Below are 26,871 nucleotides of genomic sequence, written 5' to 3' on the forward strand. Positions count from 1 at the left end.
GATTTCATAACCTTACATTAAATGCAAGTGCTTACATTTGTAGGATGGTTTTATACTCTACATGCTGTAGCCTAAAGCCAATGTGCATCAGTACATTGCATGATCATCTCCTGTCAGAATCAATCTCAAATCAATCTTATACTTATGTTTAAACATTTACACAAAGCTTCTGCTTTTGTGCTGCTTTGCTGTGGCCTTTGGGCTGGCAATGAAGTGCAGGGGCAAATTCTAGTTCGTAAAGGGAGCACAGTCACCCAAGATTTCGATGGTATAGGCAATGCCGCTGTTGCTACTCTACCAGATAGCTGGCGTGTGTCTAAAAGCACAAGTGTGCGGGATGTAACCAATTATAGCGCCGCATCAAATGCCACTGAAAGAGCTGCCACCTCTAAACTTAATAGCAGTGCAGGAAATGGAATTTATAACTACTCGGCTACAAATGAACAAACTACTGATCAAGCTATTGGATTTTTAGCTTCAGGATCAGCTACTAAAAGCGGGAACCTATTCGCCCACTTTCAAAATTCTGGTTCAGAGGCTATAGAGTCATTGCAGCTTTCCTATGATATAGAAAAGTATAGAAAGGGAACCAGAGCTGAAGGTTTTTCAATGGAACTATATTATTCTCTTGACGGAGCAGAATGGACAAGTGCAGGGACAAACTTTAAGGTAAATTTCCCTGCTGATTTAGAAACAGATGGATACGATGTTGCTCCTGGTGAAACAGTTAGTGTAACAGGACAGAGACTTGATATTGCTATTCCTGCTGGAGGTGATATATATTTTGCATGGAACTACTCTGTAACCAGCGGTACAACCACCTCTTTTTCTCAAGGTTTAGGAGTAGATAATATATCAATAGCTTTTGGTCAAGCGGCTCCGCAGCCAGTACAAGTAAGCACTTCTTCGCTGGCTTTCGGTACGGTGGGTATCAATCAGGTTGCTGACATTCTTACTTATACCTTGACTGGCCACGAACTCACCAACGAGGTTGTAGTAGCTGTAGATGGTGTTTTCAGTGTTTCCAAGACGGAAGATGGTGAGTATAGCCAGCGTTTGGTTTACTCGCCTAGTCAGCTAGAAGAGCCGCGTACAGTATATATAAAAGTAGCTACCAGCGCTGTTGGTAACTTCACGAGTACGATCACACACAGCAGCAACGGTGTTGACTACGGTACTGTGGCACTTTCTGCTGAAGTGTTCAGCCCATACGTTCAGAACTTCAACAACTGCGCTACAACGTTGCCGGGTGGCTGGACTGCAGTTAATGTAACTGGTGATCAGGTATGGGGCTGTACTACTTTTGGTAGAGAGACGACAGAAAACCCACGTAACAACGGTGTGCAGATCAACGGCTTTAGTGGCAGTGCCCGCGAAAACGAAGACTGGTTGATCTCGCCTTCGCTGGATCTGAGCGACTTCAATATCGTTGCCCTTACTTTCTGGACCAGAACTGCCTTCAAAGGGCCAGGCCTGAAACTGATGGTATCCACTGACTACGATGGAACTAGCGCCCCAAGCACTGCTACCTGGACTGAATTGAACGGTAACTTCCCTGAGCTTGCTTCTGACTACTGGAAACAGTCTTTTGTTGATTTGAGCGCTTACAAAGGCGAAAACGTGTACGTGGCTTTTGTTTACACAGCAGAAGCTAAAGCCGACGGTGCAGCTCGCTGGACGGTGGATGATGTGGCGGTAGAGAACATGAATCGCGCCCTGTTGGCCAGCGACTTCAACTACGATTTCGGCATGGTGGCAACGCCAAATGCTTCTGAAGCGCAAAACTTCAGTTTCTCTGCACCAGGTTACGAAGGTATGACACTGAGTGTGGAAGAAGACTTTGAGCTTTCAAAAGACAACGAAACTTTTGCTTCTTCCATCACTTACTCTGCTGAAGAAGCTGCCGCTTCAAACAAGGTATATGTTCGCTTTAAGCCTGCCAGCACCAAGCTGCGCACAACAAGCGCCATTACTTTCACAAGTGGTGACTTCTCTGTCAAGAAAGGTATGCTGACTGGTAGCTCTTTGCCGAAGACCAGCACACTGGATATTGTGTCCTGGAACGTGGCCTGGTTCGGTTCCACGAGTGGTGGCCCAAGCAACCTGGACCTGCAGTACAGCAACACAAAGAAAGTACTTGAAACCTTAGACGCTGACATCATTGCGCTTCAGGAAATCTCTAACGACGAGAAGATGGAGCAGCTCATCAATGAACTGGAAGGCTACAGCTTCGTGAAGTCTGATGTGTATTCTTACTCTCAAAAGGAAAGCTCCGGCTCTACCTTGGATCCGCAGAAACTATACCTGGTGTATAAGAATGAAACAGTGCAGATCAAAAGCCAGAAAGTGCTCTTAAATACACTGTATAAGGAAATCCTTGACGGAAGACAACTAGAGAACTATCCGGGCACTAGCGACAGTTTCTGGGCCAGTGGCCGCCTCCCTTACATGGTAGAAGTAGAGGCTACGGTGAATGGTGTTTCTCAGCGTATCAATCTGGTAAACCTGCACACACGTGCCAACTCTGGTACGGATGTGAGCCGTTACAACATGCGCAAGTATGACGTGCAGGTGCTGAAAGACAGCCTTGACGCGCAGTATCCAAACATGAACCTGGTACTGTTAGGCGACATGAACGATGACGTGGACGTATCAGTTGTAAACAACCTGCCATCTTCACTGGAAACTTTTGTAAACGACGAAGATTTCAAGGCTCTGACTTACGACCTGAGCACTACGGGCGCCTTCACCTATGCAGGTGGCTCGTATCAGAGTTTCCTCGATCACATCATCGTGTCGAAGTCTTTGACGGACGAATACATCGACGAGTCAATTGCCATTGAGAATCAATTTCTGAACAGTATTTCAAGCTTTAGAACAACAACTTCGGATCACGTGCCAGTTTCGGCTCGGTTCACGTTTAGCGCTACACCAGTTCTTACTTTTACTGAGCCTTCAGTTACTAAAACAGAAGATGCGGGTAAGTTTAATGTGAGTCTTACTTTGTCAGAAGCACAGACAACAGAGCATACCGTAACGGTGATGATCGCTGACGAAACAACTGCCTCTGCAGCTGACTATACTGTAACAGGCGTTGATAATAGTAAGATCACTGTAACGATCCCTGCCAACGCAACTACTGCTTCCTTTGAAGTGGAAATTGTGGATGATAACCTGGTAGAGCTTTCCGAAAGCGTGTTTTTCACAATTCAGGCTGCCAGCACAGGTTTGGGTCTGACGTCGGAGCGCAGCTTCGAGCTGACAATTGAAGACAATGACAAGTCGGCGGTGAGTTTCGCTGAAACAACGCTGGAAGTAAACGAGGATGCCGGCACAAAGACCATTACCCTTAACCTGGACCAGGCGACTGTACAGGGTGAGGAAGTAACACTTACTGTGACCAACGGTGCTAATGTAACGTACGGCGCTGCCGGAGACTACACGACTGTTCCTGCGGTGACATCTGATGGCAAGATCATCGTGGTGTTCCCAGAAGGTGCGACCAGCGCTACTTTTACGGTTACTGTAAACGATGATGCAGCAGTGGAAGAAGTAGAAACGGTGACTTTTGCCTTATCTGCTTTCAGTGCTAAAATGATGGAAGGCGAGAATACTTCTTTCACACTATCTATCCGCGACAACGATATGCCAACTGGCCTGGCTCGTCGCAAGAACCAGGAGTTCCGGATGTACCCGAATCCAACAAAAGGTGCTGTTACCATTGTGCTGCCGGAAGATGTCTCTTCTGTAGAGAAAGCAACAATGACTGTGATTTCACCGGAAGGTATTCAGGTGGTTAAGCTTGATGGAAGCCTGGATGGTGTAATAGCAGCACTTAACCAGCGTCTGCCTGGCCTGCGCAACGGCATGTACTTTGTGCAGATTCAGGTACGCGACAAGGTATACCAGTCGCGCCTGGTGAAGAACTAAACCTCAGGTATAGCATTTGAGAGCGGCCTCCTGCATTGTGAGAGGCCGCTTTTTTTGTGTACAGGTATAGCAGCTTTTCAGGCGAAGTCGTTCATACAGGTATAACCAAGCTGTGAAGCAATCGGTATGAAGTAGACGAACCAAAATAAATGACTATGACAGACAAACCGCAAATTATAAACAATGTGCATGCTGCTACCCTCATTGGCTCTGGCCTGAGTAGCTATTTTATGAACGAGAAACGTCCGAAGACAGCTCTTATACCTGCCATAGCCGGAAGCGGACTACTGCTGCTGAGTAAAAACCTGGAGAAAGGCGACCAAAAAATGGCGCACGTAGCAGTGGGGATCACCGGTCTCTTGCTGGTTCAAACGCTGCGCTCGTTCCTGCAAGCTGCCGTGCCGGATGTGGAGACAGAAACGAAATTTGACCCTGCCACCTTAAATCGCCGCAAACTGATCTTTGGCCTGATGAGTACCACAGGTATAGCCGCGATGGCCACCTATATTGGGGGCTTCATCGAGAAACGCAGGAATGGCTAGTGTTTACCTTGTATGAAAAAGAAGAAGCCCGCAGGTGCTATACCTGCGGGCTTCTTCTTTTTTTGTGACTTGTGTAAGTTAAGAGTTATACAAATGATTTCCTTTCCAAGAAAACACCTGGCTATACCTGTTTAAAAACCAACGGCTGTGTCATCACCGCGTGGGTCGGCGCCACCTTCCAGTTTGCCATTTGGTAGTACCAGTATACCTTCCACGGCACCGTACTTGCCTCTTTGCTTCAGCTTATAGCCCTTGCTCTCCAGCGCAACTCTTACCTCAGGAGAGATGGCATCCGGCTCGTGCTGTATCTCGTCAGGCAGCCACTGGTGGTGGAAACGGGGAGCAGCTACGGCTTCCTGCATGGTCATGCCATGCTCTACCACGTTCAGGATCGTTTGGAAAACAGAAGTAATAATGGTAGAGCCGCCCGGAGTGCCTACCACCATGAAGAGTTTGCCGTCTTTTTCCAGTATAGTAGGTGTCATGGCGCTAAGCATGCGTTTGCCAGGCTGTACAGAGTTCGCTTCACCACCAATCAGGCCAAACATGTTCGGTACGCCAGGTTTCGCACTGAAGTCGTCCATTTCGTTGTTGAGTAGAAAGCCAGCACCTTCTACCACCACCATGGAGCCATAGCCACCGTTAATCGTCGTGGTAATGGAAGCGGCATTGCCAAACTGATCGACAATGCTGAAATGGGTTGTCTGATCAGATTCATACACTGGCAACTCTCCAGCTTTTACCTCTGACGAAGGCGTGGCACGCTCCATACTTACGTTCTGCATGCGCTCCTGCAGGTAGCTGCGATCCAACAGGCCGCTGCTGGGTACTTTATAAAAATCCGGATCGCCGAGGTAAGTGGCACGGTCTGCATATACCCGGCGCTTTGCTTCGGTCATTACTTGTATGGTCTGGGGCTGTTGCCAGCCGTAACCTTTCAGGTCGTAAGGCTCTACCATGGTCAGCAGCTGCATCAGGGCTATACCTCCGCTCGAAGGAGGCGACATGGAGGTAACTTTCAGGTTCTTGTACTGTCCTGTGATGGGAGTGCGCCAAACGGCATTATAATCGCGCAGGTCCTGGTGTGAAACCAGTCCGCCGCCGCGCTGCATTTCTTTTACGATCAGGTCAGCTGTTTCACCGGCGTAGAAGCCCTCACGGCCACGGTCGCGGATGCGCTCCAGTGTACGGGCCAGGTCGAGGTGATAAAGGGTGTCACCAGCTTGCCAGGCCTGTGCACGGGTGAGGTAGGGAGTGTGCTTGTTATACCTGATCATCCGCTCCCGGGCATTGTTCAGCATGCGTGCCTCACGCTCAGTGAGCACCACACCGCGACGAGCCAGGTCAATAGCAGGCTGCACCAGTTCGGCAAAAGACATCGAACCAAGCTTTTCATGCAACTTGATCATACCATCGACAGAACCAGGTACGCCTGCTGCCAGGTGGCCCATCAAGCTCAGGTCAGGTATCACATTGCCCAGTGAGTCTAGGTACATATCGCGGTGAGCAGCGGAGGGAGCTTTCTCTCTGAAGTCAAGTGCGCCGGTTTCGCCAGTATGATGGCGGTATACCAGAAAGCCACCTCCACCGATGTTGCCGGCTACCGGATAGCAAACGGCCAGAGCAAACTGTGTGGCGATGGCTGCGTCGTAGGCATTGCCGCCTTTGCGCAATATTTCCAAGCCGATGTTAGAGGCATCCGGGTGAGCGGAAACCACCATGGCTTTGTCAGCAACTACGCCTCGCTTAGCGGCCTTTGGCTGTGTTTGAGGACGGGGTGCGCAAGCTGAGAAGGAGAGGAGTAATGCTGTAAAACATGTGAGGGTATAACGCTTCGATCGGAAGCCCTGAAGCAGGTTGAGGTGTTTCATGAATATTGTTCTAGTTGAGGCGAAGATGCAAAATAAAAAAAAGCCGGCTATCTGCATAGCCGGCTTTCTCCTTATTACCAATTGAAGGCAATTACTTCAAATCATTTTTAATGATCGCCACGGATTCTTCTACATACACGTCTTTCTGCAGCGACTTCAGGAAGTCTTTGTTACGGGCCATCTTGGCAGTATCACCTGAAATAGCCTGCAGATCTGTTTTCAAACGTGACACGTTCAGCACCGGAACATTCTTCTGAGCTTCTTCTAACTGTTTGTTAGCAGCTTCGCTCTTTCTCTCTTCTTCCATGTACTTCTTCATGCTCAATGAGCGGGTTGTGATATCAGACTGTTTTTTGAGTCTTTCGCCACTCTGCTGAATTACTTTGAAGCTCTCGTTTCCTGCAATACGGCTCTTGCTGTTCGACTGTATGGTCGGGATGTTTAGCTTAGTGCGGGTCCAAGGCTTGTAGCGAGCCGGTGAAATTTCGTCAAACGGCAGGGCATAATCCTGCTCTTTCTCACCAAACTCGAGGTAGCTGTAAGCGTCTGGCAGAATAACGTCAGGCGTTACACCACGCAACTGCGTAGTACCACCGTTGATACGGTAGAACTTCTGGATCGTCAGCTTCAGCGCACCAAAAGGCTTGTACGGGTCAAACTGGGATGGCAAGGCTTCGTCAATTTCCACGAACTGCTGCACAGTACCTTTACCAAAAGTAGGTGTACCTACAATAACAGCACGCTTGTAGTCCTGCATAGCTGCAGCCAGAATTTCAGAAGCCGAAGCACTGTTAGAGTTCACCATGATCACCAGTGGACCAGTATACTGTACTTCCGGGTCACGGTCATCCAGCACAACAGTCTTACCAGAAGAGGTACGAACCTGTACGATCGGACCCTGCTCAATGAACAAGCCAGCCATCTCAACGGCATCGGCCAGAGAGCCACCACCGTTGTTGCGCAGGTCCAGTACGAGACCTTGCATACCTGCTGCTTTCAATTTCTCGATCTCAGCCTTTACGTCGGCACCACTGTTACGTCCACCATTACGCTCAAAGTCTGCATAGAAGCCAGGGAGCTTGATATAACCGATCTTCTGCTTGTCATCGATCATAGCACTCTGGGCATAAGTCTCTTCAAACACGATCACGTCACGCACAATTGGGATAATACGGGTGCTGCCATCCGGCTTACGCACAGTCAGACGTACTTCAGTTCCTTTCTTACCACGGATCAGCTGAATGGCATCGTCGATGCGCATGCCTTCTATCAGTACCGGATCACCGCTGCCCTGTGCTACTTTCTGGATCGCATCACCCGGCTTCAAGTCACCTTGCAGGTAAGATGGGCTTCCCGGTACGATTTCAAGTACTTTTATCTGACCGTCTTTCTCTTGTAAAGAGGCGCCTATACCTTCCAGTCGGCCGGTAAATTCAATATCAAAGTCTTTCTTAGCTTTTGGAGGGAAATAGCCTGTGTGTGGGTCGTACACGTTGGCCACCGCATTGATGTAAGTGGAACGGCGATCGTCGCGCGTAACCTGCGCCAAACGCTTGTAAAGCTCGTTGTAAGCTGTCATCACTTTGTCTCGGGCTTCGGCTTCCAATTGCTCCGGCGTTTTGCGGGTTTCTTTGCTGTCAGCGCTAGCTGTGGCTTTTTCCTGCTGCTTCTGCATTTCAGCCAGACGCACTAGTGTCTGGTACTTCAGCTGCTTTCTCCAGGCTTCTTTCAGCTCGTTTTTGTCTTTGGCATATTTCAGTTTCTTACCGTCCAGCTCAATGTTCTCATCCTTCGAAAAATCAAATGGCTTGGCCAGAATCTCTTTGTAGAAGGCCTCAGACTCTTTGGTACGCTTCTCGATCAGGTCAGCCGAAAGGTCGAAGAACTCAAAAGAACCGGCACGCAACTGGTCATCCAACTGGGTTTCGTACTGGCGCAGCATAGCCACATCTGACTCAAGCAAAAACTTCTTGTTGAAGTCGAGTCGATCCAAGTATAGCTTAAAGGCTTTTTTAGAAAAGTTATCGTCTACCTTCTCCGGCTTATAGTGCATAGTGCTCAAGCCCTGCATCAGAGCTTTGATCAGAATTTCGTTTTTACCGGCAGGTGTACTGTTTTTGCTGTACAGGATAAAAGAACCCGTAAGTAAGATCACGGCCAGTACAGAAAGAAATATTTTTAATCTGGTTGTCAAGGATAGCATCTAATTTAGTTTGTTGGACCACATATTCCCTACGCAAAAGTAGTGCCGTAGATGAGGCCACGGGCAATTCTTTAAGGCGAGTCCTAATGTAGTATAAATATAGCTTTATCGCAAAGCAGCGCTCCCGCTAATGATAAAACAAGGAGACCGCCTTCTTGTTTTACGGAAAGCCTCTCTTCTTTATATAACTGTTATCTCTTTTTTTTCGTTTCCGGAGCATGCCCAGGCCCGGAAAATTGTATCCGGAACATAACGGTTGCAGTCGCATCATACGGCCTGATAACCAGGAAAGCATGTGCTGATGCAGGTATAGCCAAGATTAAATGACTATGAAGACAATTCTTTTTTTCGGAGACAGCCTGACAGCGGGATATGGGTTGCCCACGGCACAGGCCTACCCGTCGCTGATACAGGATAAGCTGAAAGAAGAAGGGTATGACGACTATACAGTGATCAATGCAGGCATCAGCGGCGACACCACTTCCAGCGGCCTTTACAGGCTCGATCGCTGGCTGGCTGCTCCAATCGATATCTTTGTGCTGGCTCTTGGCGCCAATGACGGACTGCGGGGTATACCTGCCCGGGAAACCTCTCAAAATTTGCAGCAGATCATCGACAAGGTAAAGCACAAACACCCGGAGGCGCAGATTATTTTGTCAGGTATGGAGTTTCCTGACATTGTGCCAGGGCGCTACGCAGCAGAGTTCAGAAAGCTTTTCAGAGAATTGGCTATCAGGAATAATGTGACCTTTGTCCCTTTCTTACTCGAAGGCGTGGCCGGTATGCGACATCTTAATCTGCCGGATGGCGTGCATCCCAATGCAGAGGGCCAAAAGATCCTGGCCCGCCATACCTGGATAGTGCTGGAGGGTATTATTAAGCAAAGTATATAAACAAAACAGGCGATGCATGATGCACCGCCTGTCTCTCTGTTGACTTAGTTTCTGTAATCCTGCCTGAAACGCATGGCATTTTCCATCTGTGCCCGGATCTCTTTTGTGGTATTGCGGGCCCACAGGTTGAAGGTTGTATTGTCTGTTTCCTCAATGTCTTTCACATTGTCTTCAAATTCACTGAGGGCATCTTTATGCGCGTCCACCACGGTATCCCAGTAGGACTGATCAAACTCATCGGTGTTTTTGTCACGCAGCTCCTGCACACGTCCTGCATGGTCTTCTTCCATTTGCTGAGGCAGTGTTGTGCTGTACTGCCTGGACATATCCTGTAGCTCTTCCAGTTTCTTGGAATAAAGGTCTACCATTTGCTGCCCATACTCACGCACCTGCGTAGATACACCCCTTTCGGCTGCCAGTTTGCCCAGCTCCACCTGTTGTGTGCTGATGCTGTGCGCCTTGCTCATAAACTCCCGCTTGTCTTCATTCAGGGTGGTGTCGGCTGCGGCAGTTGTATTCAGTTCCGTGTCTACGTTTGCGGTGGTGTCTGTTTCCTGTGTGTCAGAGCTACAGGATGCAAAGGCGAGCGCGCCCAATGTGAGGGTGGCTGCCATCCATAGGTTTTTCATAGTCTTATTTTTGCTTTTTGTTATTTCTACATGTTTTTAAGGGCATACGGAAAAACAGTGAGTGTATGTTCGGATTATTCCGCAGCAAGGCATTTGCAGGCGAAAGTGCACAGCAGGAAAAGGTATAGAAAAGACAAAGGCTCGACTTCGCCACAAGGGAAAAGCCAAGCCTTTGTTTTATGTAAGGTATGAAACCTTAGTAATAAATATGCTCTCCGCGGTTCTTCTGGAAGTGATCCTCGAAGTAGCGTGCGTCTTCTGGCGAACGTGGGTTAAAGCCCAATACGATATTACCTTCCTTCACGCCTTCTTCATATACCTTAGCGCGTTCTTCAGGTATACCGGCACCTACCAGCGCACCCAGCAGGCCACCCGTCAGACCACCCGCTCCGGCACCGGCCAGACCAGCCGCCAACGGACCAGCCACAACCAGACCCAGGCCAGGTATAGCCACTGAAGTACCAATGGCTGCCACAGCACCCACGATGGCACCAAGTGTACCACCGATTGCTGAACCGGCTCCGGCGCCCTCCAGTGATTTATTTCCCAGTTCGGTGTCTCCATCACGGTCCACGTCATCACTGAAGTGACGCTTACGACCCTCGTCCGACATCACCACATTGATATCATCCTTGTCATAACCGCGTGCACGTAGTTCTTCATAAGCGCGTTCTGCGCTGTCACGGTCCCGGAACATAGCTGTCATCATGTTCGCGTTGTCTTGTCTGTTCATAGCTTATTTATTTAGTTTATATTAGTATGATAATGAATGCCTGCTCTTTTTGCAGACTAGTTTATAGTAACGGCTGCTCAACTCTATGGTTACGGAATAGGGCCATGCATCACGTAGATAAGTATAATTGAGATAATTTTAAGTGCTTACAAATAAGAAAGCCTTCCGTGTTGGAAGGCTTTCTTATTTGTATAGTATGGTGTTAATTATTCTTCTGATACACGGTCAGCAGTTACAAGTACACGGTCAACTACGTGAATTACACCGTTGTTAGCCTCAATGTTAGACTCTACGATGTTGGCTCCGCCAATGGTAAAGGCATTCGGGTTGGCACCGGCAGTACCAATCTCGATGTAGTCATCCTGACCTACCTGAATACGCTGGTTTGATTCCAGTTGAGCGGTCGTTACCTTACCCGCAATAATGTGGGCTTGCAGAATCTGGATCAACTCATTTCTGTTCTCAGGTTTCTTCAGGTAATCTAACTGACCAGCAGGAAGTTGCTCAAAGGCCTCGTTGTTCGGAGCGAAGATGGTAAACTCACCTTCCTGCTCAAAAGCTCTTGAAATATTAGCAGACTGTACCAGTTCCATAAAAGTAGAAATGTCGCTTCTGGTTCTGGCTGCATCAAGTATAGCCATCGAGCTGGTTTCGGCATTGGCATCCATAGTAGCGGAAGCCTCCATGTTTGTAGTACCGGTAGTGGCATCTGTAGTTACTTCTGTATCCATGGTGGCATCATTACCGGCCATGGTGGTAGTTTCGCTCATGGTTGTTGTTTCGTCCATGGCGGTTGTGTCCATTGTATCATTACTGCTGGCGCAGCTAAATAAAAAGCCTGTCGCAAAAACAGCAGCAAAAGGTTTTAGCATTCGCATTTTCATAGTTATTTTTTTATAGTTCACGATTTAACAAATTGTACCCCTTTGGTCGGGATGTACATTGTTTATTTAACTGTATCTTTTTAAAAAAGTTATAAAAAAAAAGGACTATCTGCGTCTGAGTTGCAGATAGTCCTTTTTGGTATTGTAATAAAACAATATTAATGTGTCTTAATTATAAACTTTTACAACGAAGATATAGTCCTGAAGTTTCTTAAGTTGCTGCGTGCGGGAAGTACCATTCAGGTTGTTTTGCTGTGGAAGGCTAACTGCCAGGCCGGCTTCACGCTCTTTCATTTCGTTCACCATCTGAAGCAGGTAGGATGACTTGACAGCGAAAGCGGCACCTTCCTGACCTGCCTGCTTGCCATTGATCACACCAATGATGTTGCCTTTGTCATCAAGCAGCGGTCCGCCACTGTTGCCCGGGTTGAGCGGTATAGAGATCTGATAAGATGTAGTATCGCCTTCGAAACCGGAAGCGGAACTGAGCGAACCCTCGCCAAATACAATGTCCTCACGCGGGAAACCAAGCGTATAGACGCGCTCACCCAGATCAGAAGAAGCTGTTTTGAAGGTATAAGGTAGCTTGCTGAAACCAGCGAAGGCCGGATCCTCTACTTTCAAAATCGACAGGTCATAATCTGTATTGCGGTGCACTTCGGTTACCTTAAACTTAAGACCAGCTTTGTTTTCGATCAGGATAGAGTCAGCACCTTGGATAACGTGTGAGCTGGTAACGATATACCCATCCGGGCTGATGGCGAAACCAGTGCCGCTAAAGCGGGCTGTACGTGGGGCTGGGGTTGTCGCGTCCGCGCTGGCAATGCCGTTGATGATGGCACGCTGTTCTTTTTTGATCTTCTCTACTTCACGGCGAAGTTCAATGTAGCGGGCTGTCTGCTGCTGTACAGGCTCTTTTATTTGCTGTACACTCCAAAGCGTACCAAATACTGACAACAGAGAAACGCTGGCGGCAACCGCCATGGTCTGGGCATGCTTCTTAAAGAAAACTTTCCAAGCAGTGAGTTCACTGTTAATGCCGTGCGAATCAGCTTCCATTTCTGTGTGGATGCTGCTGAGCTTATGGCGCAGCTGCTGGCGCTGGCCATACTGCTGCATTGCCTGCAATACTTGTCGGTGCTCCTGTACCTGGTCGGCAAGCCGCAGGTCGGAGAGCAACAGCGCCTCAAAGGCGGCTTTCTCCTCAGCAGGCATGGTGCCGGCCAAGTAGCGCTCTATTTGCTCGTATATGCGGTAGTCAAACATGGTTTTATAAAAATACCTTCTTATAAGGTGCTAAAATTCGTTCTGGTCTATCCTATGCCTCTGGTTTATAAGAGGTGAAAAACAGTTTTTTAAGGCGTTGCAGGCACTTATACTTCTGGTTTTTGGCAGTGTCGGTGTTTGTATAGCCAAACTTCTCTACAATATCCTGCATGCCCTGTGACCGAATGTAAAAGTCCTCCAGTAGAGTGCGGCAAGGTTCACCAAGCTGCTCCAAAGCTTCCGCCATCATGCTGAACTGACGCTCATTCTCTTCGTGCTGCGGCACATCCTCTTCCAGACTCAGGTAATTCTCAGAGTCCTCAATTCGGTTGGCGTAGCGGCCCTTTTCGGCCAGGCGCTTCAGCCACAGCCTGCGGCACACAGAGTAGAGGTAGGTCTTGATCTGGCAGCTAAGCTCCAGGCTGTTTCCCTTTATCTTCTCGTAGAAGACAATTACGCCTTCCTGGTAAATGTCTTTTGCCTCATCATCAGTTCCACTATTACTGATAATGAAATGAGATATCATCGGGAAGTGCAGCTTATAAAGATGTGCGAGTGCGCGGTCATCGTCATTCCGAATCCCCTCCATGATCGCCTCATCCGTCTCATACAAACTCTTCCTCATGCCGTTCTATTTTTAATACGCCAGGCCGCTTTTTGTAACCCAACAAAAAAATATTTTAAAAAAATAAAAAATACCGGGTTACCTATCCGGGTTTCCGGTATGAAGTTCAAATTCGAAACCAAAACACTTAATCACAAACACAAAATGAAAAATTTGTTCAAATTCGCTTTCGTAGCGTTCGCCCTGGTAGCTTTCACAGCATGCAACACTGAAGAAACTGCAACTGAAACTGAAGCTGTAGAAACTGAGGTTGTTGAGACTGAAGAAGTTGTTACTGAAGAAGTTGAAGCTGACACTACTGTTGAAGTTGAAGCTGACACTACTGTAACTGTACAGTAATTAATAGCAGAACTACAGAGTATACCTTATAGTTCTAAACACATAAGAAGGCCCTGCAGCAATGCAGGGCCTTCTTATTTTTATGGTTGTTCAGACTCAACGCAGTTCGGGGTATGGCAACATACCATTTATAAGCAGACCACTTCGAGCAAAAGCACCGGGTCTAGCTTAGAAACGCTTCACCGTTTTGCGGCGCTCCATCTCTTTGCTGATCAGGCCGAACTCACGGCTGCTCTGGCCGGCAATGGCTGTGTTCTCGTTGGCACGACGCAGCAGGTAAGGCATCACCGACTCCACCGGACCGTAAGGCACATACTTCGCTACATTGTAACCCGCATTCGCCAGGTTGTAAGACAGGTTATCGCTCATGCCGTAAAGCTGAGCAAAGAACACACGCTCGTCACTCGGGGCTATACCTTTCTCATCCATCATTTCCATGAGCAGGTAGCAGCTGTCTTCGTTATGCGTACCGGCGCAAAGCGAAATGCGGTCGATGTGGTCGATGCAGAAGCGAAGTCCGTCGTTGTATAATTTGTCAGAAGCCTCTTTGGTCGGGTTGATTGGACTCCGGTATCCTTGCTCTTCGGCACGCTTACGCTCTTTTTCCATGTAGGCACCACGCACAGGCTTTGCACCCAGTACATAATCTTTGGCTACGGCGTTTTCGTAATCGCGCACCAGTGCGTCGAGGCGATCGTGACGGTAAAGTTGGTATGTGTTGTATACGATAGCCTTCTTCTTGTTGTAGAGTTCCATCATTTCATAGGCCAGGTTGTCGATCGTTTCCTGGAACCAGCTTTCCTCAGCGTCCACAAACACACGCACATCAGCTTCGTAGCAGCGCTTGCAGATATCATTCACACGCTGGCGGCCACGCTCAAAAGCGGCTTGCTCATCAGCCGTCATCTTTTCGCCTGCCTGCACTTTCTCTAATAGGTCAGTACGCATCAGGCCGGTTACTTTGAAAACCGAGAATGGGATGTGCTTATTGCCTCTTGCCCGCTCTACCGTGCGCAGGATCTCATCGCGTGTTTCATCGAAACTTCTGTCTACGCCTTCACCCTCTACTGAATAGTCCAGGATGGTACCGATATTATATTTGGCCAGTTCGCGGATGGCGCGCTCCGATTCCTCAATTGTTTCGCCGCCGCAGAAGTGATTGAAAATGGTCGGTTTGATGATAAACTTAACCGGCAAGTGTAGCTTAATAGCCGTGTTCAGCAGATTGCCACCCAGTTTAACAAATTTGTTGCTGTTCATGGACTTGAAAAGCAGGTACATTTTATAAAGCTCAGCGTCAGACTTGGATGAAAAAGCGACAGCTGTATCGTCGAAAGAAACGTTGGTAACCGGGTTCATGTAATAGCGTGTTAATCGGCGCAAAGATAGTGTATGCGTTATAGTTATACACTATGGACACCTGGTACTTAAGGTATATTTTTGTACTGTTTTTCAGTGCAAGTACACCCTTAAACTAGATCCGCTGCATAACTGTTGTAATTGTCGTACCTTTGTATGGACAATTGACACGCATGAACTTCAAGAATAAAGACACATATTTCTCTGATTTGCTGGCTGAGAGAGGCAGGCCGCTGGTCATCGCCGGGCCCTGCAGCGCTGAGAGCGAACAGCAGGTAATGGAGACGGCGGAGGCTCTGAAAAAGCTGAATGTGCACCTGTTCCGGGCCGGTATCTGGAAGCCGCGTTCCCGACCTAACACATTTGAAGGCATAGGCCTGCAGGGACTGGAGTGGCTGGGCCGCGTGAAGCGTGAACTGGGTATGCGCGTAACGACTGAGGTGGCTACCGGTCGGCATGTGGAAGAAGCCCTAAAGCAAGGTATAGATGTGCTGTGGATTGGTGCCCGCACCACCGTGAACCCCTTTGCCGTGCAGGAGATAGCCGATGCCCTTAGCGGAGTGAGCGTGCCCGTAATGGTGAAAAACCCTGTGAACCCGGACTTGGCACTTTGGATCGGAGCGATCGAGCGCATCTACCAGTCAGGTATAACAGATCTGGCCGCTATTCACCGTGGTTTTTCCTCGTACCAACAGTCCAAGTACCGCAACGCACCGGTATGGCAGATTCCGATCGAGCTGAAGGCGCGTTTTCAGGGTTTACCTGTGATCGTAGACCCGAGCCACATTGGTGGTACCCGCGAACTGATTCACCCTTTGTCGCAACGGGCACTTGACATGGGCTATGACGGCGTGATGATTGAAACTCACCCCAATCCGGCAGTAGCCCTAAGCGACCCGGAGCAGCAGGTGACGCCAGCAGCCCTGGCCGAAATTCTGGACAATCTGCAGGTGCGCAAAACTAATTATGATGACGTCGAACTGGTGAACCGGGCGGAGGAATTGCGCCTGAAGATTGATGCGGCCGACCACGACTTAATCGGAGCTTTGGCGAGGCGCATGGCCTTAGTAGAGCAGATTGGGGAGTATAAAAAACAGAACAACGTGCAGGTGCTGCAGCTCGAGCGCTGGAAAGAAATTTTCCAAACCCGTGCCGACTGGGCCTCCGAAGCAGGTATAAACCCGGCTTTTGTGGAAGAACTCTATAAGTTGATTCATGTGGAGTCTATCCGAAAGCAAACCATGATCATGCAGGCTGGAAATCCGGAAGTAAAGCCTGACACTAAGCCGGAACAGGCCTCATAAGCGTATACGTCGGTATAGAGCCAACTTTTTTTCTGATCCTATACCTATCAAAACCTAATCCGCGTGACTGAAAGCATATACATTGGGCGAGACGTGCTGCCGCAGCTAAAAGAGGTGCTGAAAAACCTCGCCTTCTCGAAAGTAGCCGTGCTGGTGGACGAGAACACCCTGCACCATTGCTACCCGCAGGTAAAGCCCTACCTGCCCGAGCATGATATCATCCAGATAAAGAGCGGTGAGGAAAACAAAACCCTGCAGACCTGCGAGCACATCTGGCAGCGCATGACGGAGCTCCATCTGGACCGCTGGTCGGTGTTAGTGAATCTAGGTGGTGGTGTGATCGGGGACATGGGTGGTTTCTGTGCGGCTACGTTCAAACGCGGAATGTATTTTGTGCAGGTGCCCACCACGCTGTTGGCGCAAGTGGATGCCAGCGTGGGCGGCAAAACAGGTATAGACTTTCACGGACTCAAAAATCACATAGGGGTATACAAAGAGCCCAAAGCCGTCATCATTGATCCCTCTTTTCTGAACACGCTTCCGCAGCGCCAGCTCAAGTCAGGTTATGCCGAGATCATCAAGCATTGGCTAATCGCCGACGCAGCTGCCTTTGAGGAACAGCAGCACATTGGACTTTTTACTGAAAATTGGGATGACCTGATCCGGCACTCGGTAGGTATAAAGTCAGCCGTGGTGGAGGACGATCCTTTGGAAGGCGGCTATCGCAAAGTGCTCAACTTTGGCCATACGGTGGGCCACGCCGTAGAAAGCTACCTGATGGAGCAACCCGGTCGTGAACTGTTGCATGGCGAAGCCATTGCGGTGGGGATGCTGTGCGAGGCATACCTGTCCATGAAGAAAGACTTGCTCACAAAGCGGGAACTGGACCAAATCGAGACGTTTCTGGTGTCGATCTACGAAAAGGTGAAACTCACAGAAGAAGATGTTCAGGCGATGGCCAAACTGGCCTTACAGGACAAGAAAAATACTCATTCCACTATTAACTGTACACTGTTGCAAGGTATAGGCAAGGCCGTTTGGGACCAGCCTGTGACCGTGGCAGAAATACAGGAAGCATTGCGCTATTACCAGCTACTATGACGAAAACCGTTACTCTTTCGCACCCTACAGGTATACTGAAAGGTCGTGTGCAATTACCAGCCTCCAAAAGCGAGGCAAACCGTGCTCTGATTATCGCAGCCTTGGCTGGGGGAGAATCCAAATTGGAGAACCTCTCCGAGGCCAATGATACCCAACTCCTGCAAAGACTTCTGAATAGCGACTCGGAAACCATCGACGCCGAAGACGCGGGTACGGTGATGCGCTTTCTGACAGCCTACTATGCCGTGACTGGTCAGCAAAAAACACTTACCGGAACCGATCGCATGTGCCAGCGGCCGATCAAAGTGTTGGTAGAGGCCTTGCAGGAATTGGGAGTAGGTATAGCCTACCTGGGCGAAGCAGGTTATCCGCCCCTCCAGATCAGCGGCTTTAAAGGCAGCGGCAAAAAGCAGTTGAAAGTTCGCAGCGATATCAGCAGCCAGTACATTTCCGCTTTGATCATGGTGGCGCCATTGTTGCCCGATGGGCTGGAGCTGGAGCTGGAAGGGAAGATCAGTTCACGCCCTTACATTGAAATGACCCTGGCCCTGATGCAGCACTTCGGAGTAGAGGCCAGCTTTGAGGAAAACACGATCAGGGTGCCGAACCAAAAATATAATCCCGCTACTTTCGCCGTGGAATCAGACTGGTCAGCAGCCAGCTACTGGTATAGCATGGTGGCCTTGGCCAAAGAGGCGGATGTGACCTTGCTGGGTCTGCATGAAGATTCTCACCAAGGCGACAAAGCTATTGTGGATATCATGCGCAGGTTAGGCGTTCATACTGAGTTCAAGCAAGAAGGTGTGCGTCTCACAAAAAAGCATGCCGAGAAAAGAGTAACCTTCGATTTTAGCAATTGCCCTGATCTGGCGCAGACTGTTGTGGCGCTGTGTGCAGCCTTAGGTATAGCCGTAGAGATGACTGGATTGGAGAGCCTTCGCATCAAAGAAACAGACCGCATTCAGGCATTGCAGATTGAGGTGCTGAGTATGGGTGCCTCATTGGAAGAGAGAACCCCTGGGGTATTCCAGATGAACCCAACCCTTTTGACCAATCGGGAGTTGAATTTCAGGACCTACGAAGATCATCGCATGGCCATGGCTTTTGCCCCGATTGCCTTATTGCAGCCTATCCAGATTCAGGAACCGCATGTGGTGCGCAAGTCCTACCCTCGGTTTTGGGAAGATCTGGAGAAAATGGGCTTTGAAGTAACAGTGAATGAATAGTCATTAATGAGTAATGACTAATGGGGAAGCGCTATTTGTACGGGGATGCTGGCCTGATTGAGGTGTTGCTGCCGCAGTTTGAACTGATGGAAACTGCCGAAGGTGGGTTTGCTGCCGTTTACAAAGACCCGCTCACCAATTCATTTTGGTTGAAGTATTACGCCACCGCAGCCAAGCAAGGCGGTGGTTACCTCACCCTGCTGCGCCTCCCCGCACCACCTACCGATAAGCTGATCGACATTGCCATCAACTCCGATTTTGAAGACGAAGCGGTTGCTGCCGTGTTGCGCTTACTCGATGAAGAGGCGATTGAAAAGAAGGATTTCAGGCAATTGCTAATCGGGAAACTGGAACAGGCGGTGGAAGGAGCCGCCATACAGGCAGAGCGGGTTTTTAAGATCGTCAAGTTTTCCAATCTGACTGACCCGATAAACAAGCGAGAAGTCATAGGTAGAACGGCAACGCAAGTGCAAGAAGACGCTGCTTATTTTCAAGGTATAGCCGAACGGGCAGAGCATTTGTTAAAGCAATTAGGAGCTTAAGGGGCGCTATACCCAATGCCGTTATTCGAGGAGCTATTGCCCCCGGTTGTCATCTCGAGAGAATATAGTCATCTGGTTTGTCTCAAAAGAGTAGCAATATTTCTTATTTCTCCAAAAACGAGGGCTCCAGGTCGAAATGACAAAAAATGTTTAAGTTGACGTCATTGACGCTATACCTTATTTGACCTCTGCAATTACACCTTGCAAATACTCTGGAGCTTTCAGCAACCTGCTTCCATACCAGCTGAACATTTCCCCATCTACTACTTTTATCTTCGCTTGTGGACACAGCTCCCTAAACTCTGCGAAATGTTTTTCCTGAAAAGGGTAGGGCTCTGATGACAGCAGAATCAGTTGTGGATTGGCTGTTTGCAGTTGCTCGGGCGATATTTCTGGATAGCGGGGCTGGTCGGCGAAAATATTGCTAAAGCCGCAACGCTGCAGCATGTGGTCGATGAAGTTGTCGCTGCCAACCGCCATATAAGGTTTGCGCCAGATAAAGTAAGCCGTAGATATAGCGGGCTGCGCCGGTATTAGCTTCTCGAAACCAAGGGCTATACCTTTTACTAGTTCCTGTGCTTTAACTTCAGTACCTGTCAGTTTCCCAATTTGAATGATCATCTCCAAGGCGTCTTCCAAGGTATAGATATCGCTCATCCAGACGGGGTACTTTTCCTGCAATGCCGCTATACCTTCTTCGTAGTTCTCCTCTTTATTCCCAATAATCAAATCTGGTTGCAGTTCGTCAATCACTTCCAACTTAAAGTTCTTGGTGCCGCCGATAATGGTCTTCTGTTTTACTTTATCTTTTGGGTGAATGCAGAACTTGGTCAGGCCCACGATGCGGTCTTCCAGTCCTAAGTCAAAAAGCAACTCTGTTTGGGAAGGTACGAGCGAAATGATACGCTGCGGTAAGTGTGGCAGCGTAACGGTGTGGTCCATCTGGTCGATGAAGGTATAGGGGAAGCGCATGTTCAAAAGTAAGCAATTTGGGATGGCGGTAAAACAAAAAACCACACCAGGCGCTCGGGCACAGTGTGGTTTCTCTTGGGCTAAAAGCGATTTCTATTTCAGGTAACGGAAGTCCTGGTTGTCTTCGATTTTTAGCAGTGTTTCGTATATCAGTTTCGTTACGTTCTCTACGTCGTCTTTGTGCACGGTCTCTACTGTTGTGTGCATGTACTTCAACGGTAGTGAAATCAGAGCCGAGGCTACACCCGCATTAGAGTATGCAAACGCATCCGTGTCGGTTCCGGTTGCACGTGAAACGGCAGAACGCTGGAATGGGATCTCTTTTTCCTGAGCCGTATTGATGATCAAATCACGCAGGTTGTTCTGCACGGCCGGACCGTAGGCAATCACTGGACCTTTGCCACAGTGGATGTCACCGCTGTTCTTCTTGTCATACATCGGCGACTGCGTATCGTGCGTTACGTCGGTGATGATGGCTACGTCCGGCTTAATGCGGTGTGCGATCATCTCAGCGCCGCGCAGGCCGATCTCTTCCTGCACCGCATTCACGATGTACAGACCGAATGGCAACTTGTGCTTGCGCTCATGAATCATGCGGGCCACTTCAGCGATCATAAAACCACCCACGCGGTTATCCAACGCACGCCCTACGTAGAACTTGTCGTTCATCACCGTAAACTCGTCTTCAAAGGTAGCCACGCAACCTACGTGTATACCCATTTTCTCTACTTCCTCGCGGTTGCTGGCCCCACAGTCCAAAAACACCGTCTCGATGGTAGGAGCTTTGTCATTCTCAACCTTGCGCACATGTATGGCCGGCCAACCGAAAACAGCCTTTACGATACCTTTGGAGGTATAGATATTCACTCTTTTTGATGGAGCGATCAGTGCGTCGGAACCGCCATTGCGCTTCAGGTAAATGTAGCCTTCCGGTGTGATGTAGTTCACAAACCAGGATATCTCATCGGCATGCGCCTCGATCACTACTTTGTACTCCGCCTCCGGGTTGATCACACCTACCACGGTGCCGTACGTATCCACAAAGTAATCTTCAATGTATGGCTTCACATACTCCAGCCACAGTTTCTGTCCTTCAGACTCGAAGCCGGTAGGAGAGGAGTTGTTCAGATATTTCTCAAGGAACTCAAATGATTCTTTTCTCATCAGGGTCGTTTTCAGTAGTGTATAGACAATGGTTGTTAAACATAACGAGCATGTACAGCCAGATGTTCTGTGACTGTACATGCTCGTTACTTAATGCAGTTAAAGCGGGATGTTACCGTGCTTCTTGCGAGGCAGGCTCACGGCCTTGTTTTCCAGCATCTTGAAGGCCTTGATCAGCTTAGCGCGTGTTTCGCCTGGCATGATCACCTCATCAATGAAGCCACGGTGAGCGGCACGGTATGGCGTTGCAAATTTATCTTTATACTCCTGTACCTTTTCAGCAAGCTTTGCAGCCGGATCTTCAGCTTCTGCAATCTCACGCTTGAAGATGATCTCGGCAGCACCCTGCGCACCCATTACCGCGATCTCTGCAGTTGGCCAGGCGTAGTTCATGTCAGCACCGATGTGCTTGGAGTTCATTACGTCGTAAGCACCGCCGTAGGCCTTACGGGTAATCACCGTGATACGTGGTACAGTCGCTTCGCAGAAGGCGTACAGCAACTTGGCACCGTTGGTGATGATGCCGCGCCACTCCTGATCCGTGCCCGGCAGGAAGCCTGGTACGTCTTCGAGTACCAGCAACGGCACATTGAAACTATCGCAGAAGCGCACGAAGCGAGCAGCTTTGGTACTAGCATTAATGTCGAGTACGCCGGCTAGTACGGCAGGCTGGTTGCCTACGATGCCGATGCTGCGTCCACCCAGACGGGCAAAGCCAACCACGATGTTCTCTCCGAAGTTTTTGTGCACTTCAAAGAAAGAGTCTGCATCGATAATGCCCTCGATCACCTCACGCATGTCGTAAGGTTGGTTCGGGTTTTCAGGTATAATGGTGTCGAGTACAGTGCGTGTTTCGTCCGCCGCTTCCTCGTAAGGTACAGACGGGGGCAATTCCTCACAGTTCTGCGGGATATAGCTCAACAGGTTTTTGATGTAGTTGATGCACTCCACTTCGTTAGCGCAGGAGAAGTGCGTCACACCGCTCTTAGTGCTGTGCGTGCTGGCACCGCCAAGCTCTTCAGACGTTACGTTCTCGTGTGTTACCGTTTTCACCACGTTCGGGCCGGTCACGAACATATAGGACGTGTCTTCCACCATCATGATGAAGTCGGTGATGGCAGGGGAATACACCGCGCCACCCGCGCATGGTCCCATAATGGCCGAGATCTGAGGTATAACGCCAGAGGCAAGTGTGTTACGGTAGAAGATATCAGCATAACCACCCAATGACACTACGCCCTCCTGGATACGGGCACCACCGGAGTCATTCAATCCGATCACCGGCGCACCGTTCTTCATGGCCAGTTCCATGATCTTCACGATCTTCTCGGCGTGTGTCTCAGAGAGGGAGCCACCCAGTACCGTGAAGTCCTGTGAGAAAACGTACACCAGACGGCCATTGATGGTGCCGTAGCCGGTTACCACGCCGTCGCCGAGGTAGTACTGCTTATCCAAACCAAAGTCTTTGGAGCGGTGCATCACAAACTTGCCGATCTCCTCGAAAGAGTTCTCATCCATCAAAAGGTGAATGCGCTCACGGGCTGTCAGTTTGCCTTTTTTGTGCTGTGCTTCTATTCTGTCCTGTCCGCCGCCTAGCAAGGCTTCGGCGTTTTTGCGCTCCAGCGTTTCTATCTGGCTCTGTCTGATGTCTCCTGCCATGAAATAGGGTATATCTGTTTTATGGAATATCGATTGAATAATTGTCAAATTTAAAAACTATCAGCCGAAATCAGCTATACTAGAAGCAAAATTTGGCTCCTTACCAGAGTATATCTTTCCGATAAAGTCAAAAAATAAGGGCTGCCCCGTTAGGAACAGCCCTTGTAATAGTAGGTCTTAAACCTTATTTGTCAGATTTCTCACCGTCACCAGACGACTTGGTTGGCTCAGTCTCTTCCTCTTCTCCGTCATTGGCTATACCTTTCGGCTTCTTGCCATTGCTCTTTTTAGAAGCGAAAGTCAGTTTCTCTTCGCCTTCCTTGAAGTCTACCATCATGGTGTCACCTTGTGCGATCTCGGCTTTCAGTATCTCCTCCGCAATCGGGTCTTCGATATACTTCTGAATAGCACGGTTCAACGGACGGGCACCATACTTTGGATCGTAGCCTTTCTCAGCCACAAAATCCTTGGCTTTGTCGGTAAGCTCGATCTTGTAACCCAAGGCCTCAATGCGCTTGAACAGCTTGCCAAGCGACAGTTCGATGATCTTGTGCATGTCTTCACGACCAAGTGAGTTGAACACGATCACATCATCCAGACGATTCAGGAACTCAGGCGAGAAGGTCTTCTTCAACGCACTGGCAATCGTGCCCTTCATGATATCATCCACGTTCTCCTGCTTGCTCTTCGACATGAAACCGATACCGGCACCGAAGTCCTGCAGATCACGTGCACCGATGTTGGAGGTCATGATGATGATCGTGTTACGGAAGTCAACCTTGCGGCCAAGACCATCCGTCAGGATACCATCATCCAGTACCTGCAAGAGCAGGTTGTACACGTCCGGGTGCGCTTTCTCGATCTCGTCGAGCAGTACCACAGAGTATGGCTTGCGGCGGATTTTCTCCGTCAGCTGACCACCTTCTTCGTAACCCACGTAACCCGGAGGCGCTCCCACCAAGCGAGATACGCTGAATTTCTCCATGTACTCACTCATGTCGATACGCACCAGTGCGTCGTCTTTGTCGAACAGGTATGTCGCCAGTACTTTGGCAAGCTCCGTTTTACCTACACCAGTCGGACCCAGGAATACAAATGAACCGATTGGCTTCTTCGGATCTTTCAGACCCACGCGCGTACGCTGGATGGCTTTCACTAACTGACCAATCGCTTTGTCCTGGCCGATTACTTTACCCTTGAGCTCTTCGCCCATGTTCAAAAGTTTCACGCCTTCGTTCTGGGCGATACGCTTCACCGGTATACCTGTCATCATGGCAATAACCTCTGCCACATTTTCCTCTTTTACCGTGTAGCGCTTCTTCTTGGTCTCCTCTTCCCAGCTCTTTTTAGCGGATTCGAGTTGGTCAATCAGTTTTTTCTCTTTGTCGCGTAGTTGGGCAGCCTCTTCATATTTCTGGCTCTTCACTACGCGGTTTTTCTCTACCTTGATGTTCTCGATCTGCTCTTCAAGCTTCAGGATATCATCCGGCACGATGATGTTGTTGATGTGCACACGCGCACCAGCTTCATCCAGGATGTCGATAGCCTTGTCTGGAAGGAAACGGTCGCTCATGTAGCGGTCCGAAAGCTTCACGCAGGCCTCAATGGCTTTATCAGTATAGTTTACGTGGTGGTGATCCTGGTACTTGTCTTTGATGTTGTGCAGGATTTCCATGGTTTCCTCCGGTGTGGTAGGGTCTACCATCACGATCTGGAAACGACGGGCCAAAGCACCATCTTTCTCAATGTACTGGCGGTATTCATCAAGCGTAGTCGCGCCAATGCATTGGATCTCACCACGGGCAAGCGCTGGCTTGAACATATTGGAGGCATCCAGCGAACCGGAAGCGCCACCAGCGCCCACAATCGTGTGCAACTCGTCAATGAACAGGATCACGTCAGGAGACTTCTCGAGCTCGTTCATTACGGCTTTCATACGCTCCTCAAACTGACCGCGATACTTCGTGCCAGCTACAAGTGATGCCAAATCAAGGGTAACCACACGCTTGTTGAAGAGCACGCGGCTTACTTTTTTCTGCACGATGCGCAGTGCAAGTCCTTCAGCAATAGCTGTTTTACCTACGCCAGGCTCACCAATCAGGATCGGGTTGTTCTTCTTACGACGGCTCAGTACCTGGGCTACGCGCTCGATTTCTTTCTCACGGCCCACAATCGGGTCGAGCTTGTCGTCTTCTGCCAGTTTGGTCAGGTCGCGGCCAAAGTTGTCAAGCACCGGAGTGCGTGATTTTTCGCCAGGCTTCTTGCTCGAGCTGCTGCCAGCGCGTGAAGAAGAGCCGAATAACTTGTCAGAATCATCAGAATCGTCCGTGTCAGACGATGCCAGTGGATTATTGCTATGATAATCCAGGGAGTCTCTTATTGCTTCGTAGTTCACGTTGAATTTCGCTAAGATTTGAGAAGAAATGTTGTCTTCATCCCGGAGGATGGATAATAAGAGGTGTTCAGTACCTATTATATCACTTTTGAAGATTTTGGCCTCCAGATAAGTAATCTTAAGCACCTTCTCAGTTTGCTTGGTAAGCGGGATGCTGCCAGTGATGTTGCTGTTCTGAGATGCGGTGTTTCGTGTAGCCTGCTCTAAAGCGTACTTCAGTTCATCTATCGAAACGCCCAGCTTCTTCAGTAAGGCGATGGCAGTACCTTCTCCTTCCCGGATCATGCCCAGCACCAGGTGTTCGGTGCCAATGTAGTCATGCCCAAGGCGGATAGCTTCCTCGCGGCTGAGTGAGATAACCTCTTTCACTCTGTTTGAGAATTTAGCTTCCATGTATACTCTATAAAAAAATGTAAAGGTCTAAAATGTTGTAACTCGTTGAGGCTAACAGGAAAAGCCCCTGATTTAAACAAGCCCAACTCCACAAAGGTTTAGTTTTGCCGGGGCATTATTGTAAGTAGGAAAGCGACTTCGGACCCTGTGTAAACAACAAGTCAATTATACTAAGGTCTTGTACAAATTGTTTGCCAAATACTTGTGTATAGGGTTGTACGTACAAGTTGTCAGGAATGATTTTAGGATGTATCCTATTTCTGAGGTCGAGCACCCCCTCCGGTTGCTCTGTCTGATAGCTGTCTGTGAACCCGATTCGCCGATCCAGTTTCAGAAATTTAAGATAAAGCCGCAATAAATCAACGTTCAGGTCAAATAAATATTTCGGTTGCCGTTCATACACCTCCCGAATGTAGTCACTGTAAAATTCAAAATAGGGCGCCCGTCCGTAGGCGGCTTGTATCGTACGCCAATGTACGTTGTACCATTTCTGGCTGTAGTCAATCTCGATCTCGGCAATCGAAATCTTATCTTTACTGTTGCCCCGCAGCACTGGCACGCTCAGTGGCACCATGCCCTGCGCGGTGAGCACGTGGCAGCGGTTGCGGTAGCTCTGCTTTATATAGTTCTCGTGTTTTTCTAGCAGCATACCATCAGACTTAAGCAGTGCAGCAAAAAACTGAATAGGTGGGTGGTACATTATTTCGGTTAAGAGGAGCAAATCAGTCAGAAAGTTTGGGAGTTAGAAAGTTTGAAGTTTGTAGGGGTGTATCCTATACCTGGGATAAGATGCGAAATAAGCACGATTTCTTTAATTTCATAATGCAAGTATAGGTCGTAC

Annotated in this window: 21 protein-coding genes; 8 read left to right on the plus strand and 13 right to left on the minus strand. The window is 49.0% G+C overall.

The features are described from left to right. Positions 1-609: 609 nt before the first annotated feature. Complete coding sequence (locus I0P70_RS12240; RefSeq protein WP_196118213.1) at positions 610-3,930, plus strand: T9SS-dependent choice-of-anchor J family protein; 3,321 nt, start codon at positions 610-612, stop codon at positions 3,928-3,930. Positions 3,931-4,085: 155 nt separating this feature from the next. Beyond that, complete coding sequence (locus tag I0P70_RS12245; protein WP_196118215.1) at positions 4,086-4,472, plus strand: hypothetical protein; 387 nt, start codon at positions 4,086-4,088, stop codon at positions 4,470-4,472. Positions 4,473-4,603: 131 nt separating this feature from the next. On the opposite strand, the gene ggt is transcribed toward I0P70_RS12245, so the two are convergent. Together ggt and I0P70_RS12255 are read right to left on the minus strand one after the other, a co-directional pair. Next, complete coding sequence (gene ggt / locus I0P70_RS12250; RefSeq protein ID WP_370583211.1) at positions 4,604-6,343, minus strand: gamma-glutamyltransferase; 1,740 nt, start codon at positions 6,341-6,343, stop codon at positions 4,604-4,606. A 91-nt stretch (positions 6,344-6,434) separates the two neighbouring features. Beyond that, a complete protein-coding gene (locus I0P70_RS12255) occupies positions 6,435-8,546 on the minus strand; it encodes a carboxy terminal-processing peptidase (RefSeq protein ID WP_196118217.1) in 2,112 nt (703 codons plus the stop codon). 329 nt (positions 8,547-8,875) lie between these two features. On the opposite strand from I0P70_RS12255, the gene I0P70_RS12260 reads away from it, so the two are divergent. Beyond that, positions 8,876-9,439, plus strand: coding sequence for an arylesterase (locus tag I0P70_RS12260; protein WP_196118219.1), 564 nt, complete (start codon positions 8,876-8,878; stop codon positions 9,437-9,439). A 44-nt stretch (positions 9,440-9,483) separates the two neighbouring features. On the opposite strand, the gene I0P70_RS12265 is transcribed toward I0P70_RS12260, so the two are convergent. The 5 genes from I0P70_RS12265 to I0P70_RS12285 form a co-directional block, all read right to left on the minus strand. Beyond that, the gene (locus I0P70_RS12265; protein ID WP_196118221.1) at positions 9,484-10,068 is read right to left on the minus strand and encodes a DUF4142 domain-containing protein; all 585 of its coding nucleotides are present in this window, start codon (positions 10,066-10,068) and stop codon (positions 9,484-9,486) included. A gap of 196 nt (positions 10,069-10,264) precedes the next feature. Further along, the gene (locus I0P70_RS12270; RefSeq protein ID WP_007653261.1) at positions 10,265-10,801 is read right to left on the minus strand and encodes a hypothetical protein; all 537 of its coding nucleotides are present in this window, start codon (positions 10,799-10,801) and stop codon (positions 10,265-10,267) included. Positions 10,802-11,007: 206 nt separating this feature from the next. Next, complete coding sequence (locus tag I0P70_RS12275; protein ID WP_230392160.1) at positions 11,008-11,679, minus strand: fasciclin domain-containing protein; 672 nt, start codon at positions 11,677-11,679, stop codon at positions 11,008-11,010. Positions 11,680-11,853: 174 nt separating this feature from the next. Further along, positions 11,854-12,951 (minus strand): serine protease, encoded by a 1,098-nt coding sequence (locus I0P70_RS12280; RefSeq protein ID WP_196118222.1) that lies wholly within the window; start codon positions 12,949-12,951, stop codon positions 11,854-11,856. A 52-nt stretch (positions 12,952-13,003) separates the two neighbouring features. After that, on the minus strand, positions 13,004-13,576 hold the full coding sequence (locus I0P70_RS12285; protein WP_040573537.1) for an RNA polymerase sigma factor: 573 nt from the start codon (positions 13,574-13,576) through the stop codon (positions 13,004-13,006). A 99-nt stretch (positions 13,577-13,675) separates the two neighbouring features. Here I0P70_RS12285 and I0P70_RS12290 point away from each other — a divergent pair, with 99 nt between their 5' ends. Beyond that, the gene (locus I0P70_RS12290) at positions 13,676-13,915 is read left to right on the plus strand and encodes a hypothetical protein (protein WP_051017693.1); all 240 of its coding nucleotides are present in this window, start codon (positions 13,676-13,678) and stop codon (positions 13,913-13,915) included. 168 nt (positions 13,916-14,083) lie between these two features. Here I0P70_RS12290 and I0P70_RS12295 read toward each other — a convergent pair whose 3' ends face one another. Continuing rightward, on the minus strand, positions 14,084-15,274 hold the full coding sequence (locus I0P70_RS12295; RefSeq protein ID WP_196118755.1) for a proline dehydrogenase family protein: 1,191 nt from the start codon (positions 15,272-15,274) through the stop codon (positions 14,084-14,086). Positions 15,275-15,447: 173 nt separating this feature from the next. Here I0P70_RS12295 and I0P70_RS12300 point away from each other — a divergent pair, with 173 nt between their 5' ends. The 4 genes from I0P70_RS12300 to I0P70_RS12315 all read left to right on the plus strand — a co-directional run bounded on the left by I0P70_RS12300 (position 15,448) and on the right by I0P70_RS12315 (position 19,447). Continuing rightward, positions 15,448-16,578, plus strand: coding sequence for a bifunctional 3-deoxy-7-phosphoheptulonate synthase/chorismate mutase type II (locus I0P70_RS12300; RefSeq protein WP_196118224.1), 1,131 nt, complete (start codon positions 15,448-15,450; stop codon positions 16,576-16,578). 63 nt (positions 16,579-16,641) lie between these two features. After that, the gene (aroB, locus tag I0P70_RS12305) at positions 16,642-17,679 is read left to right on the plus strand and encodes a 3-dehydroquinate synthase (RefSeq protein WP_196118226.1); all 1,038 of its coding nucleotides are present in this window, start codon (positions 16,642-16,644) and stop codon (positions 17,677-17,679) included. After that, positions 17,676-18,905 carry a 3-phosphoshikimate 1-carboxyvinyltransferase gene (locus I0P70_RS12310; protein WP_196118228.1) on the plus strand — a complete coding sequence of 410 codons (1,230 nt, stop codon included), beginning with the start codon at positions 17,676-17,678 and terminating at the stop codon, positions 18,903-18,905. The genes aroB and I0P70_RS12310 overlap by 4 nt, the downstream gene beginning before the upstream one ends. Before the next feature lie 20 nt (positions 18,906-18,925). After that, positions 18,926-19,447 carry a hypothetical protein gene (locus I0P70_RS12315; protein WP_196118230.1) on the plus strand — a complete coding sequence of 174 codons (522 nt, stop codon included), beginning with the start codon at positions 18,926-18,928 and terminating at the stop codon, positions 19,445-19,447. Between the two features lie 177 nt (positions 19,448-19,624). Here I0P70_RS12315 and I0P70_RS12320 read toward each other — a convergent pair whose 3' ends face one another. The 5 genes from I0P70_RS12320 to I0P70_RS12340 form a co-directional block, all read right to left on the minus strand. Then, positions 19,625-20,419 carry an ABC transporter substrate-binding protein gene (locus I0P70_RS12320; protein WP_230392161.1) on the minus strand — a complete coding sequence of 265 codons (795 nt, stop codon included), beginning with the start codon at positions 20,417-20,419 and terminating at the stop codon, positions 19,625-19,627. A 93-nt stretch (positions 20,420-20,512) separates the two neighbouring features. Continuing rightward, positions 20,513-21,583, minus strand: a complete 1,071-nt coding sequence (locus tag I0P70_RS12325) for a M42 family metallopeptidase (protein ID WP_076422737.1) — start codon at positions 21,581-21,583, stop codon at positions 20,513-20,515. 99 nt (positions 21,584-21,682) lie between these two features. Then, positions 21,683-23,242, minus strand: coding sequence for an acyl-CoA carboxylase subunit beta (locus I0P70_RS12330; protein WP_196118231.1), 1,560 nt, complete (start codon positions 23,240-23,242; stop codon positions 21,683-21,685). 184 nt (positions 23,243-23,426) lie between these two features. Beyond that, entirely contained in the window at positions 23,427-26,030 is a 2,604-nt protein-coding gene (locus tag I0P70_RS12335; RefSeq protein WP_196118233.1) for an ATP-dependent Clp protease ATP-binding subunit, read from the minus strand. Between the two features lie 115 nt (positions 26,031-26,145). Then, positions 26,146-26,730, minus strand: coding sequence for a WbqC family protein (locus I0P70_RS12340; protein ID WP_196118235.1), 585 nt, complete (start codon positions 26,728-26,730; stop codon positions 26,146-26,148). Between the last annotated feature and the right edge of the window lie 141 nt (positions 26,731-26,871).

This window comes from Pontibacter sp. FD36 (assembly GCF_015686655.1).
In the GTDB taxonomy this organism is placed as follows: Bacteria; Bacteroidota; Bacteroidia; order Cytophagales; family Hymenobacteraceae; genus Pontibacter.